Raw genomic sequence first — 12,754 nt, forward strand, 5'->3', positions numbered from 1 at the left:
CCGAATGATACTGGCGGGCATAGACAAGTGTCTTTACTTCCTCAGGCAAGGAGCCGCCTGCCCATGCGATCCGGAATTGCTTCCGCCGCAGACGTCATGTTCTTGCTCATCGATGCCGCGCCCCAGAGCGCGCGGGCAACGATGGCAGCAATTGCGGAACATTGGGGCGATGCCGCCCGCATCACGCTTTGCGCCGATGGCCGCCGCGCCTCGCAATATCTGGCATCGGGCGCCTTCGACGTCGTTCTGGCGGACATGGCCTCGCTTTCGGGGCTCGGCAACGGCCATGAGGATGCGTTCGCGGCGCTGTCGCAGGCGGCCAGCGGCGCGCTGGTCATCGCGCTTTCCGACAGCGGTTCGGTGTCCTCGGCGGTCGCCGCGATGCAGGCGGGCGCCCACGATTTCCTGACCCGGCCCCTCAATGGCCGCCTGCTGGCGCTGCGGCTCGAAGAGCTGGGCCAGCGTCACGGCAAGGCCCGCGCAGTAGCCTGCGAACAGTCCAAGGGCAGTGACACCGATTTCGAGGGGTTCGTTGGATCGTCCCCCCAGATGCGGGCGATCTACGATCAGATCGTGCGCATCGCACCCTCGGCCGCCCCCGTGTTCATCACCGGGGAAAGCGGCACGGGCAAGGAGTTGAGCGCCGAGGCGCTGCACCGGCGCAGCCCGCGCGCCAAGGGGCCGTTCATCGCCATCAACGCCAGCGCGATCCCGCGCGAATTGATGGAAAGCGAATTGTTCGGGGTGGTGCGCGGCGCCTATACGGGCGCCAATGAGGACCGCATGGGTGCGGTGGCCATGGCCGATGGGGGCACGCTGTTTCTCGATGAAATCGGCGAGATGGATCTGTCGCTGCAATCAAAGCTCCTGCGCTTCCTGCAGACCGGCACCATCACCCGGGTGGGCGATGCGCGGGTCCATCAGGTCGATGTGCGCGTCGTGTGCGCGACCAACCGCAATCCCATGCAACTCGTTACCGAAAAGAAATTCCGCGAGGACCTTTTCTATCGCCTGCATGTGCTGCCAATCCACCTGCCCCCGCTGCGCCAGCGGCCCGCCGACATCGTGCCGCTCGCCCGCAATTTCCTGCTGCGGTTCGCGCAGGAGGAAAACAAGCGCTTCGAGGGACTGACGCCCGAGGCCGCCGATCTTTTCATCGCGCGCGAATGGCCGGGCAATGTGCGCCAGCTCCAGAATCTCCTGCGCCGCATCGTCGTGATGTTCGACGGGGGCATGGTTTCGGCTGAAATGGCGATGGCCGCCGATATCGAATCGCGGACGGCCCAGCCGGTGGTGCCGATGAATGGCAATGCTCCCGGACCGGGGCAGCGCATCCTGCCCATGTGGCAACAGGAGCAAAGGATCATCGAGGAAGCGCTGGACGCCTTTGGCGGCAACATCGCCCGCGCCGCCGCCGCCCTTGAAATCAGCCCCTCCACCATCTACCGCAAGAAAACCAACTGGGATCGCGGCGCGGCCTAGGGCTTTGCCTGTTTTGACGGGATCAGCCTCAAGCCTCTTTGCTTCTCCGGCGAACGCCGGAGTCCATGCTGCAAAGTTCACCGTGTTGGATGGTTCGCTGTGGATCCCGGGTCGAGCCCGGGATAACGACGGAGACACGCTGATCGTTTCAATCAAAATCTGAAACGATCTAGGGCCGGAAACCCGTCGCCCTATAGAGCTGGATGTTGCGCAACTCCACGACACCATGCCGTTCGATATCGAGCGTTCCGGCGTGTTCGATCGTCTCGAACCTGTCCTGAAGCCTGTTGATGACCGCCTCGATATTTCCGGTCTGCGCGACGACATAGGCATCCCAACCCGCGTGGTCTGCCGCATCGAAATTATAGGCGAGGTTGCGGGGGTCCGGACCGATGCAGGCGAGCGGGGTGCGGCCTGCCACCTGGGTGTCGATATAGCCGCAATCGATCCAGTTGGTTCCGGCAACGAACACGTTTTCGCGCGCGAACGCTCCCTCGTCCGCCAGCGCATCGCCCAGTTCGGTCCATGGCAATTGGAGCGCAGTGGGGTCTTCCCAATCTCCCGGGATCACCGCGCGCATCCATCCCGTCGCCGCGTGCGAGACGACGAGGGTGAGAATGACAAGCGTTGCCGCCGCCGAGCCCCAGAGCCACAGCCCCAACCCTTGCGTATTTTTTCCCGCCGCCCACGCGCCCATCAGGATGAACAGCATCAAATAGCCCGGCGCCTGCCAGTGGAAGTGGAACTGGGTGTCCGACCAGAGCGCGACGGCGGTGAAAAAGATGATCGGCGGCCAGCCGATATAGGCAAAGAGCGCCGCCGCGCCCGGCACCGCACCGGTCGGGAACTGGCCGCGCGGACCCGCCAAAACGGCGCGGATGCCGACATAAAGGGCCGGTAGCGCCAGCCACGGCGTCATATAGAGAAGCTGGCCCCAGACCATGCGCACCAGCCCGTCCCAGCGCAGGCCCGAATCCGCCAGCGCCCGCCCGCCCTGAAAGCCGAACGAGACCCAGTCGTTCTGCGCGTTCCAGACGATGACCGGGGAAAAGACCGCCAGCGCGATGACGAGCGCCAGCCACGGCGCCTTGTGGCGCAGCCAGTGGCGCTGGGTGGAATTGAAGAGCATGAACAGGCCGGTGCCCGCCACGAGGAACACCGCGTGATATTTGGAAAGGAAGGTCAGTCCCAGCATCAGTCCGGCGAGCGCCCAGAGCGCATGGGGCCGTCGCACCCCGTTCCCGAAAAAGATGTCCAGCAGCACTCGGACCGTTGCCAGCCAGAACAGCACCATCGGGGCGTCGGGCTGCGTCCACGAGCCGATCGAGAGGGAAAAAAGGACGGACGCGTTGACGATCAGCGCGGCGTAAAAGCCGGCCAGCGGCGAATGGATACGCCTTGCGATGTCGAACACCAGCCAGGTGGACACCGCGAACATGACGATGAAAGGCAGACGGATGACCAGCACGTTCTCGGAACCTGTCAGCTCCATGGTCGTCCAGATCACCCAAAGCGAAAGCGGGGGCTGGTCGAAATAGGACAGATGGAACTGGCGTGCCGACGAAAGGTAATACGCCTCCCCCGTCCCCCAGCCAATCGCCCACGCACCGATGGCGCGCAGGATGAAGGTGGCCGCGATGAGGAGAAGAGTCGCCTGCGCGGGCGTGAAGGGGCCGATGCGGGAGGGTGTCATTGTCCGGTCTTGCCCTCGCTGAAACAGTCCTCCTCCTTTTGAGTTCGGCTAATGCCGAATCCCCCCTCCCCTTTCTGCACTCGCAAGGGTCCACTGGACCCTTGCGTTCCGGCGATGCCGGAACCGCTTGAAAGTCCCCCACAAGGGGGGAGGTGCTGGCCTTGTGCGCATAGGGACAGCCAAGCAAAGGAAGCACCCTCCCCTTGATGGGGAGGGCTGGGGTGGGGTGAAACCACAAGCGCAGATCTATATGTGACAGTCCTGCCCTTGAGGGGGGTGAAGCCGGATGTCTCAGCCATCCTCGTCACCGCCACGTAAACATGCGCGTCACCGCGTAGTTGAACACCACGCTCATCACCGCTCCCGCGATACCGGCGATCAGGAAATTGGCGGCGTTGGTTTCGTAAAGCACCGAGGCGACCGAGACGTTGGCGAGGGTGCCGAAGCTGCATACGATGTAAAAGCTCAGGAGCCCCGTCCAGAACCGCCGCCCGCGCAGCTTCTTATCGGCATAGGTCAACTCGTTGTTGAGGATGTAGTTGGTGGTCATGGCGACGAGGGTCGCCAGAAGCTGGCTGTTGGCGAAGTTGAAGCCCAGCACCTCGAAGGCGAGGGTCAGGACGCCCAGATGGACCACGACGCCCGAGGCTCCCACCAGTGAAAAGAGCAGGAAGCTGGTCGGCAGTATGCCGCGCGAGATCTGCGAGACGATCAGACCCAGAAATTGCGCGACGACCAGCGCGCTCATCTTGCTTTCGCCGGCAAAACGCCGACGGAAGCTGTAGGGCACCTCGGCGATCACCAGCTTGCCACCACGGCGGCGGTTGGCCGAAACGATGATGTCGAGCAGGATCTTGAACCCTTCGCGCGAAAGCCCTGGCGCAACCTCGTTGAAAAGAGCACGCGGCATCAGGAAAAAACCGCTCATGGGGTCCGAGAGCGTCTTGCCGGTCAAAATGCCGGAGAGCTTTGTCGCCAGCGTCGACCCGGCCTGGCGGCTTTTGGAAAAGCCTTCCGTCGAACTGCCCTCCCCATTATAGCGCGAGCCTACCGCTATATCGGCGCCCGCCTCCACCCGCCGCAGCATTTCAGGCAGGATCGTTTCGTCGTGCTGGTGATCGGCATCGATCACCGCGACATATTCGGCGGAGGACGAGGCCATCCCCTCGATACAGGCCGAGGAAAGGCCCCGCCGCCCGACGCGATGGATGCAGCGCACATGGCCCTTCTGCCGCGCCAGGTCCTTGGCCAGTTCGGCGGTGCCGTCGGGGCTGTTGTCGTCGACGACGATCACCTCGAAATCAATCCCGGCCAGCGCGGCCTCGAGCTTTTCAACGAGCGGCGCGATGTTGTCGCGCTCATTGAAGGTGGGCACGACGACCGAGAGTTTGGGCGGGGTCCAGGTTTGGGTTTCCGGCCGTTCGGCGCTGGCTGTCATCGAGATCATCTTGTTGTTCTGTAACGCTGGTCTGGAGCCCGCATAGCAAGCGCCGTCCGAGGATGCAAAATTTTTCGGCCCGCCTCGCTTGACTCCGCCATGCCCCCACCCTATCTCCCTCGCCATGCTGTTGGCACTCTACCTCATCGAGTGCTAACAGCGGAGGAAATTGCATTTCAACCTTACGTTCCAAGGAGCGACCATGAGCTTCCGTCCCCTGCATGACCGTGTTGTGGTCCGGCGCGTCGACAGCGAGGAAAAGACCGCTGGCGGCATCATCATCCCCGACACTGCCAAGGAAAAGCCTTCCGAGGGCGTGATCGTTTCCGTGGGCCCGGGCGCCCGTGACGATTCCGGCAAGGTTGCCGCGCTCGACGTCAAGGCCGGCGACCGCGTGCTTTTCGGCAAGTGGAGCGGCACCGAAGTCAAGATCGACGGTGAAGACCTGCTGATCATGAAGGAATCCGACATCATGGGCGTGATCGAGGGCTGATCCGCCCTTTTTCGCACCTTCCCGTCAATCAAGAAATTCGGAGCAGACCTCAATGTCCGCAAAAGAAGTAAAGTTCTCGACCGATGCGCGCGACAAGATGCTGCGCGGCGTCAACGTCCTTGCCAACGCCGTCAAGGTGACCCTGGGTCCCAAGGGCCGCAACGTCGTCATCGACAAGTCGTTCGGTGCACCGCGCATCACCAAGGACGGTGTGTCGGTCGCCAAGGAAATCGAGCTTGAGGACAAGTTCGAGAACATGGGCGCACAGATGCTGCGCGCCGTGGCCTCCAAGACCAACGACATCGCCGGTGACGGCACCACCACCGCGACCGTTCTTGCCCAGTCCATCGTCGTCGAAGGCGTCAAGGCCGTCGCCGCCGGCATGAACCCGATGGATCTGAAGCGCGGTATCGACCTCGCTGTCGGCGAAGTCGTTTCCAATCTTGCCTCCAAGGCCGTCAAGATCACCTCTTCGGGTGAAGTGGCCCAGGTCGGCACCATTTCGGCCAATGGCGAAAAGGAAATCGGCGAGATGATCGCCAACGCCATGCAGAAGGTCGGCAATGAAGGCGTCATCACCGTCGAGGAAGCCAAGACCGCCGAGACCGAACTCGATGTCGTCGAAGGCATGCAGTTCGACCGCGGCTATCTCTCGCCGTATTTCGTGACCAACACCGAAAAGATGATCGCGACCCTCGAAGACCCGTTCATCCTGCTGCACGAAAAGAAGCTCTCGAACCTGCAGGCGCTCCTGCCGGTGCTTGAGGCTGTCGTCCAGAGCCAGCGTCCGCTGCTCATCGTTGCCGAGGACGTGGAAGGCGAAGCGCTCGCAACCCTCGTCGTCAACCGCCTGCGCGCCGGCCTAAAGGTCGCTGCCGTCAAGGCTCCGGGCTTCGGCGATCGCCGCAAGGCCATGCTCGAGGACATCGCGATCCTCACCGGCGGCCAGGTGATCTCGGAAGACCTCGGCATCAAGCTCGAAAACGTCACCCTCGACATGCTGGGCACCGCCAAGCGCGTCGAAATTTCCAAGGAAAACACCACCATCGTCGATGGCGCGGGCTCCAAGGAAGACATCGAGGGCCGTGTCGGCCAGATCAAGGCGCAGATCGAGGAAACCACCTCGGACTACGACCGCGAGAAGCTCCAGGAGCGTCTTGCCAAGCTGGCTGGCGGCGTTGCCGTGATCAAGGTCGGCGGCTCGACCGAAATCGAGGTCAAGGAGCGCAAGGACCGCGTCGATGACGCGCTCAACGCAACCCGCGCTGCCGTCGAAGAAGGCATCGTTCCGGGCGGCGGCGTCGCTCTCCTGCGCGCTTCGGCCCAGCTCTCCGCCAAGGGTGAAAACCGCGATCAGGAAGCCGGCATCGCCATCGTCAAGCGCGCGCTGCAGGAGCCTGTCCGCCAGATCGCCAACAATGCGGGCGACGAAGGCTCGATCGTCGTGGGCAAGATCATCGAGACCAACGCCGACACCTTCGGCTATGACGCCCAGACCGGCGAATATGGCGACATGATCAAGATGGGCATCATCGACCCGGTCAAGGTCGTGCGCACCGCCCTTCAGGACGCCGCCTCGGTCGCTGGCCTGCTGGTCACCACCGAAGCCATGATCGCCGAACTGCCCAAGGACGACGCACCGGCAATGCCCGGTGGCGGCGGCATGGGCGGAATGGGCGGTATGGACTTCTAAGGTCCATAAAAGCTCAGACCTCTCCAGGTCTCGAACGGGAAGGGCGGCTCTTGGGAGCTGCCCTTTTCGTTTGTCTCGCCACGTCCTCGTTCGCTTCTCCGGCGAAAGCCGGAGTCCATTGATGCCGGCCACATTCGCCGTTGTTGCCGTGGATCCCGGCTTTCGCCGGGATAGCGAAGGGAGAGGGCCTGGCTATTCAGAGTGCCGCTGCTGCTAGAGCTTCTGTTTTGATGGAATCAAAACAGAAGCTCTAGGGAAAGAACAACAGCTTCACCGCCAGCGCGATCGAGACCACGATCACCAGCGGCCGGATGACTTTGGCGCCGTATTTGATCCCCGTCAGCGCGCCGAGATAGCCGCCGATCAATTGCCCGATGGCCATGACGATGGCGACGGGCCAGAGCACGTCGCCCGCCGGGATGAACAGGGCCAGCGCGGCAAGGTTGGAGGTGACGTTGAGCACCTTTGTGTGCGCGGAGGCGCGGGTTGCCGAGAGTCCGAACAGGGCAACGAAGCACAGCATGAAGAACGAGCCGGTGCCGGGTCCGAACAGCCCATCGTAAAAGCCGATGACGAAACCGATGGCCGGCACGAAGATCGAAAATTTGAGCCGTGCCGTACGGTCTACGTCCTTGATCGAGGGCGAAAGGGTAAAATAGAGCGCTACTGCAATGATCGCGGCGGGCACCGCGACAGCAAGCGCGGAGGTATCGATGGCCTTGACGACTGCCGCGCCGATATAGGACCCGACAAACGTTGCGACAATGCCCGGAACCAGCGTCCTGATCGCCACGTAACCGCTGCGCCAGAAAGTGAAAGCGGCGGTGACGGTGCCGACCACCGATTGCGCCTTGTTGGTTGCCAGCGCTGCGACGGGGGAAAGCCCGGCACTGAGAAGAGCGGGCAGCGCGATCAGCCCGCCGCCGCCGGCGACCGCATCGACAAATCCCGCAACAACGCCTACGCCGCCAAGGGCGAAAAGAACCCAAAGATCGAGCACTGAACCGATTTCCCTTAAAGGATGAACGCCGCCGCGCCGAGTTTTTCCAACAGCGCATCGAGCGTCCTGCGCCGGTTCCCGGCCCAGTCGGCGTTGCGCGAGACCATCAGCACGGCCTCGCTTTCGAGCATCACGCCATCGGTGAGGATGCGCAGGCCATTGGCCTGAAGGGTCGAGCCGGTGGAGGTGATATCGACGATGAGGTCCGCCGCGCCGGACGCGGGAGCGGCCTCCGTCGCGCCGAGGCTTTCAACGATCCGGTATTCGGCGATTCCCGCTTGCGCGAAATGGCGGCGGGTGAGGTTGACGTATTTGGTCGCGACCTTGAGCCAGCGGCCGTGCCGCGCGCGGAAATCGGCGGCGACATCCGACAGATCGTCCATTGCGGTGACGTCGATCCACGCATCGGGCACCGCGACCACCACATCGGCGCGCCCGAACCCCAGTCTTTTGACGATCTCGACCTGCATCGGCCCGGTTTCGGCCGTTTCGTGGATCAGATCCTCGCCGGTGATACCGAGGTCGATTGTCCCCCGGATCAGCTCGCGCGCGATTTCGGAGGCCGAGAGGAACCGCACGGTCACATCCGGCATCGCCGTCATCTCGCCCAGATAGGACCGCGCTCCGCCGGGCCGCGCGATGGTCAGCCCCGAACCGGCGAACAGGTCCATCGCCTCTTCCTGCAACCGCCCCTTGGAGGGCAGGGCCAGCATGATATTGCTCATCGCACCGCCTCCGCTTCGAGCCGCTCGACCCAGAGAGCGCACCCGACTGAGGGCACGTCGCCATCGGCGCCAAGGCGGCGCAGCAGGCGGTCATACTGGCCGCCCGAAACCAGAACCGATCCCCCTTGCCCGGTCATCTCGAAGGTGATGCCGGTATAATAGTCGAGGCGCGGGCTGAAGGCGGCGTCGAAGACGAGTCCGTTATTTCCATTGCCGTTGCGCAGTTGGCGGGCGTGCTGACGGGCGGTTTCAAGCGCGCCATCGAGCGCGATGCCGCCTGTTGCCGCCAGCGCCTCGATCCTGTCGAGGGCCGCGTCCGCTTCCCCGGAGATCGCGAGATATTCGCGCAGCAGTGCAATGGTGGCCTGGGGGACCTGTGCGGCTTCAAGCGCCTGTTTTTCAAGATACCGCGCCGCGATCTCCTCGGGGCCGCGGCTTTCGGTAAGGCTCAACCCATTGGTGAGCATCAGTTCGCTCACCCAGTCGGCAATGTCGCCCACCGGCATGCCTTTTGGTCCCGCTTCAGACTTGTGCGGGCCGGCAAGCCGGGTCAGCAGCCGGCTCATGGCCTGCCGGTGCCCGAACCGCGCGCGGATACGCGGGCGCCAGACCTCGGGCATGTCGCTCCGGGCCAGCAAGGTTTCGAAAAGACCGATGCTGCCGACGCGGATGGCGGGGCGGGCAATCCCGTAAACATCGAGCGCGGCCCGCGCGAAGGCGATCACCTGATCGAGCGCGGCGCCCGCATCGGGCGAGGCGAGCAGTTCGAGCCCGGCCTGATCGAACTCGGCCGGCCCATCGGCGCGCTGGCGGAAGATGGGCCCCAGATACCCATAGGCGGCAGGCGTTGCCGCGCCGCTTTCCAGGTGCTCGATGGCAATGGGCAGGGTGAAATCGGGGCGCAGACAGAACTCGGCGCCATCCGCCCCCGTTGTGAGGATCAGCCGCGCACCAAACTCCTCGCCCGCCAGATCGAAATAGGGCGCGGGGGGGATAAGGATGGGCGTGGTGATGAAGTTGACGCCCTCGCCGGAAACGAGAGCCTTGAGGGCTTCGCGGCGGGTTTCAGCGGGCATCGAAAAACACCCCCCTCCCAACCTCCCCCACAAGGGGGGAGGTGCTGGCCTTGTGCGTAGGGAGACAGCCAAGAAAGAGAAACACCCTCCCCTTGATGGGGAGGGCTGGGGTGGGGTGAAGCCACGCGCTCAACATCTGCCCTTTTCCGCCGGGGGTGAGGGGGCTGCGATCTATCGATGCCGCACCCATCACCCGTTCGCCTTCGTCCATGCGGCAACCGCCGGAATCCGCTTCACGAACTCGGCCATCTCCCCGCGCGGCACGGAATATTGCCCGGGCCGTTCCATTTTCCATGCCGCGTTATCGGTGATCGAAGCCGCCGCCTCCGCGCCTTCGGCCAGATCCTTGATCTGGACGATCCCCTCTTCGCGCTCGTTGGACCCCTGAATGACGACCGCAGGCGCGTTGCGCTTGTCGGCATATTTCATCTGCTTGCCCATTTGCCTTGAGGACCCAAGAAACAGTTCGGCCCGGATACCCGCATTGCGCAACTCGGCGACCATCTGCTGGTAATCGGCAATCCGGTCCTTTTCCATAACGGTAACCACCACCGGGCCGGTTACGGGCTCGGACGTCAGATTGCCGGTGAGCTTCAATGCCGAGGCGAGTCGCGAAACGCCGATGGAAAAACCGGTCGCGGGGGTTTCCTCGTTGCGGAAGCGCGAAACCAGCCCGTCATAGCGCCCGCCGCCGCCGACCGAGCCGAACACCACATCCTGCCCCTTCTCGTTCTGGACCTTGAAGGTCAATTCGATCTCGAAGACCGGGCCGGTGTAGTATTCGAGGCCACGGACCACGGAGGGGTCGATCCTGATACGGTCGGGGCCATAGCCTGCCGAGGTAAAAAGCGCCTGCATCGCATCGAGCTCGGCAACGCCTTCATTGTCGCCCGGTTTGGCGCCCTTCACATAATCGACGATCGCTTCAGCCTGTTCGACGTCAAGCTTGGCCCCTTCTGTAAAATCCCCGCTCTCATCCTTGCGCCCTTCACCAAGCAGCAGGCGCACACCCTCGGGGCCGAACTTGTCGAGCTTGTCGATGGCCCGCAATACCGTGAGCTTCTGGCCCTCATCGGTGACGCCAACCGCCTGCATCACCCCATCGAGCACCTTGCGGTTGTTCACCCGCACCACGTACTGGCCAGCCAGCCCTAGCGCGTCCATCGTATCGGCCATCATCATGCACATTTCGGCGTCGGCCTCGGGCCCCGCAGCGCCGACCGTATCGGCGTCGAACTGCATGAACTGGCGAAAGCGCCCCGGTCCCGGCTTTTCGTTGCGGAACACCCAGCCCTGCCGGTAGGAGCGGAAGGGTTTTGGCAGGTCCTGATAGTTCTGGGCGAAATAGCGGGCGAGCGGGGCGGTGAGATCGTAGCGCAGGCTCATCCATTGTTCGTCATCGTCCTGCACCGAGAACACCCCGGCATTGGGCCGGTCGGTGTCGGGCAGGAACTTGCCGAGCGTTTCGGTGTACTCAAGGAACGGGGTCTGGATATGGTCGAAACCGTACCGCTCATAAACCTTGCGGATTCTGGCGACCATCTGTTCGATGGCGGCGAGATCGGCGGGTTCTGAATCGATGAAACCGCGCGGCAGGCGCGGTTCGATGAGCGTGGTGTTCTTTGCCATTGACCTATAAATCCCTTGCCCCGGACAGCGGGCGGAAGTGCCGGGGTTTCCTAACGCATCGGCCCAACTGAAACAAGGCAAAGGCCGCTGTTGCCAATCCGCCACAATGCGCGACCAAGTGCGACAACCTGCCACATGCGGGGTTGGCGACTCCCGGGCATGGGCGTAAAAAGCGCCACCTTCGACACCAGCTTCTCAAGGAGGCGTGACATGACAGCATTCGCACAGCGCCTCACCCATGGTGTCAAAGGCTCCGGCTGGCGCATGGCCCGCCGATTCACCCGCCGCTCATAAGCCGCGCGTGAAATCCGGGTCGCTTCTTCTGGCCCGCACCTTCAAGACACACCCTATCGCAATGCGGTTCTGACGTTGGGCCTGTCGTGCCCTCCGACAGCACCCTCGCTCTTTCATCACGAAAATATTTGGAGCCAGCCCTGCCATTCGGCTGGCTGGAGGACGAAGATGTCGAATATTCATGCACACCGCGATTCCGCGATTTTGCGGGTTTCGGTGGATACGCTCGTTAACGAACATGGCCGCTGGCGCGTGGCACTGGCTGCCCTCGCGGCGGCCATCCGCGCCCGCAAGCGGCGCCTGCCGCAACCGGTTCCACGGCTCGACAACCGCCTGCGCGCCGATATCGGCATGCCGCCGGTCGTCGACCCGCCGGGGATGTACTGGAAGGCGCGGTGGTAAAACAAGCCTCAGTCGCAAGATTTGCGGTTGGGGCTTCACCCCCTCCCAACCTCCCCCATCAAGGGGGAGGTGCTAGCCTTGAGCGTTTGGGAGCAACCGCGCAAAGGAAACACCCTCCCCTTAATGGGGAGGGGTGCGCGATGCCAGCGAGAAATGCCAGCTTTTATATCTAAGGCCGCACAAACCCCGCCCTCAACCCTTCGATCTCCGCCCGGCAGGGACAGGTCTCGATATGGTCGTTGACCATGCCCATGGCCTGCATGAACGCATAGCAGGTGGTGGGACCGACGAACGACCAGCCCCGCCTTTTCAAGTCTTTAGACAGGGCTTTCGATGCCTCGGTCCAGGCGATCGCGCGCAGGCTTTCCCATGAAAAATCGCTGGGCCGCGTTTGGGGGTGCGGCTCGAAGCTCCAGACATATTTGGCCAGCGATCCGAATTCATCGCGCAGGACGAGGGCGCGGCGTGCATTGTTGATGGCGGATTCGATCTTGCCGCGATGGCGCACGATCCCCGCATCGCCCAGCAGCCGGGCCACGTCGTCCTCATCGAACGCGGCGAGCTTTTCGATGTCGAACCCTGCGAATGCGGCGCGGAAATTCTCGCGCTTGCGCAGAATGGTGATCCAGGAGAGCCCCGACTGGAAGCCTTCGAGGCACAGCTTTTCAAACAGGCGCGTGTCGTCGGTGACCGGACGACCCCATTCGGTATCGTGATAGGCGATATAGAGCGGGTCGGTGCCCGCCCAGGGGCAGGATGGTCCAGCGGCGGTCATCGGCAGGGTCCGGAATCAGGCGTTGGGGTATTGTCAACCATAACGCGTGAGGGA

General features: G+C 63.2%; 11 protein-coding genes. 4 read left to right on the forward strand and 7 right to left on the reverse strand.

The features are described from left to right. The first annotated feature begins 96 nt into the window (after positions 1 to 96). On the forward strand, positions 97 to 1,482 hold the full coding sequence (locus tag DQG18_RS04935) for a sigma-54-dependent transcriptional regulator (RefSeq protein ID WP_116653118.1): 1,386 nt from the start codon (positions 97 to 99) through the stop codon (positions 1,480 to 1,482). Between the two features lie 169 nt (positions 1,483 to 1,651). On the opposite strand, the gene DQG18_RS04940 is transcribed toward DQG18_RS04935, so the two are convergent. Both DQG18_RS04940 and DQG18_RS04945 read right to left on the reverse strand, forming a co-directional pair. Then, a complete protein-coding gene (locus tag DQG18_RS04940; RefSeq protein WP_116653119.1) occupies positions 1,652 to 3,175 on the reverse strand; it encodes an ArnT family glycosyltransferase in 1,524 nt (507 codons plus the stop codon). A gap of 304 nt (positions 3,176 to 3,479) precedes the next feature. After that, positions 3,480 to 4,622 carry a glycosyltransferase gene (locus DQG18_RS04945; protein ID WP_116653120.1) on the reverse strand — a complete coding sequence of 381 codons (1,143 nt, stop codon included), beginning with the start codon at positions 4,620 to 4,622 and terminating at the stop codon, positions 3,480 to 3,482. Between the two features lie 193 nt (positions 4,623 to 4,815). Here DQG18_RS04945 and DQG18_RS04950 point away from each other — a divergent pair, with 193 nt between their 5' ends. Further along, positions 4,816 to 5,106 (forward strand): co-chaperone GroES, encoded by a 291-nt coding sequence (locus DQG18_RS04950; RefSeq protein WP_116653121.1) that lies wholly within the window; start codon positions 4,816 to 4,818, stop codon positions 5,104 to 5,106. 52 nt (positions 5,107 to 5,158) lie between these two features. Then, on the forward strand, positions 5,159 to 6,799 hold the full coding sequence (groL, locus tag DQG18_RS04955) for a chaperonin GroEL (RefSeq protein WP_116653122.1): 1,641 nt from the start codon (positions 5,159 to 5,161) through the stop codon (positions 6,797 to 6,799). A 250-nt stretch (positions 6,800 to 7,049) separates the two neighbouring features. On the opposite strand, the gene DQG18_RS04960 is transcribed toward groL, so the two are convergent. The 4 genes from DQG18_RS04960 to hisS form a co-directional block, all read right to left on the reverse strand. After that, positions 7,050 to 7,799 (reverse strand): TSUP family transporter, encoded by a 750-nt coding sequence (locus tag DQG18_RS04960; RefSeq protein ID WP_116653123.1) that lies wholly within the window; start codon positions 7,797 to 7,799, stop codon positions 7,050 to 7,052. Positions 7,800 to 7,813: 14 nt separating this feature from the next. Continuing rightward, entirely contained in the window at positions 7,814 to 8,524 is a 711-nt protein-coding gene (hisG, locus tag DQG18_RS04965; protein ID WP_116653124.1) for an ATP phosphoribosyltransferase, read from the reverse strand. Beyond that, positions 8,521 to 9,600: an ATP phosphoribosyltransferase regulatory subunit gene (locus DQG18_RS04970; protein WP_116653125.1), complete on the reverse strand. Its 1,080-nt coding sequence runs from the start codon at positions 9,598 to 9,600 to the stop codon at positions 8,521 to 8,523. The genes hisG and DQG18_RS04970 overlap by 4 nt, the downstream gene beginning before the upstream one ends. Positions 9,601 to 9,789: 189 nt before the next feature. Continuing rightward, complete coding sequence (gene hisS / locus DQG18_RS04980) at positions 9,790 to 11,229, reverse strand: histidine--tRNA ligase (protein WP_116653127.1); 1,440 nt, start codon at positions 11,227 to 11,229, stop codon at positions 9,790 to 9,792. A 462-nt stretch (positions 11,230 to 11,691) separates the two neighbouring features. Here hisS and DQG18_RS04985 point away from each other — a divergent pair, with 462 nt between their 5' ends. Further along, positions 11,692 to 11,925 carry a hypothetical protein gene (locus DQG18_RS04985; protein WP_116653128.1) on the forward strand — a complete coding sequence of 78 codons (234 nt, stop codon included), beginning with the start codon at positions 11,692 to 11,694 and terminating at the stop codon, positions 11,923 to 11,925. Between the two features lie 169 nt (positions 11,926 to 12,094). Here the strand turns inward: DQG18_RS04985 and DQG18_RS04990 are convergent, their stop codons facing one another. Next, complete coding sequence (locus DQG18_RS04990; protein WP_116653129.1) at positions 12,095 to 12,700, reverse strand: DNA-3-methyladenine glycosylase I; 606 nt, start codon at positions 12,698 to 12,700, stop codon at positions 12,095 to 12,097. Between the last annotated feature and the right edge of the window lie 54 nt (positions 12,701 to 12,754).

It is taken from the genome of Pelagibacterium sediminicola, assembly GCF_003390885.1.
GTDB classification, from domain to species: domain Bacteria; phylum Pseudomonadota; class Alphaproteobacteria; order Rhizobiales; family Devosiaceae; genus Pelagibacterium; species Pelagibacterium sediminicola.

What these genes read in the sequence shown, in the direction of transcription:
- DQG18_RS04935 (WP_116653118.1), top strand. Translation starts at nt 97, where the DNA reads ATGTTCTTGCTCATCGATGCCGCGCCCCAGAGCGCGCGGGCAACGATG.
- DQG18_RS04940 (WP_116653119.1), bottom strand. Translation starts at nt 3,175, where the DNA reads ATGACACCCTCCCGCATCGGCCCCTTCACGCCCGCGCAGGCGACTCTT.
- DQG18_RS04945 (WP_116653120.1), bottom strand. Translation starts at nt 4,622, where the DNA reads ATGATCTCGATGACAGCCAGCGCCGAACGGCCGGAAACCCAAACCTGG.
- DQG18_RS04950 (WP_116653121.1), top strand. Translation starts at nt 4,816, where the DNA reads ATGAGCTTCCGTCCCCTGCATGACCGTGTTGTGGTCCGGCGCGTCGAC.
- groL (WP_116653122.1), top strand. Translation starts at nt 5,159, where the DNA reads ATGTCCGCAAAAGAAGTAAAGTTCTCGACCGATGCGCGCGACAAGATG.
- hisG (WP_116653124.1), bottom strand. Translation starts at nt 8,524, where the DNA reads ATGAGCAATATCATGCTGGCCCTGCCCTCCAAGGGGCGGTTGCAGGAA.
- DQG18_RS04970 (WP_116653125.1), bottom strand. Translation starts at nt 9,600, where the DNA reads ATGCCCGCTGAAACCCGCCGCGAAGCCCTCAAGGCTCTCGTTTCCGGC.
- hisS (WP_116653127.1), bottom strand. Translation starts at nt 11,229, where the DNA reads ATGGCAAAGAACACCACGCTCATCGAACCGCGCCTGCCGCGCGGTTTC.
- DQG18_RS04985 (WP_116653128.1), top strand. Translation starts at nt 11,692, where the DNA reads ATGTCGAATATTCATGCACACCGCGATTCCGCGATTTTGCGGGTTTCG.
- DQG18_RS04990 (WP_116653129.1), bottom strand. Translation starts at nt 12,700, where the DNA reads ATGACCGCCGCTGGACCATCCTGCCCCTGGGCGGGCACCGACCCGCTC.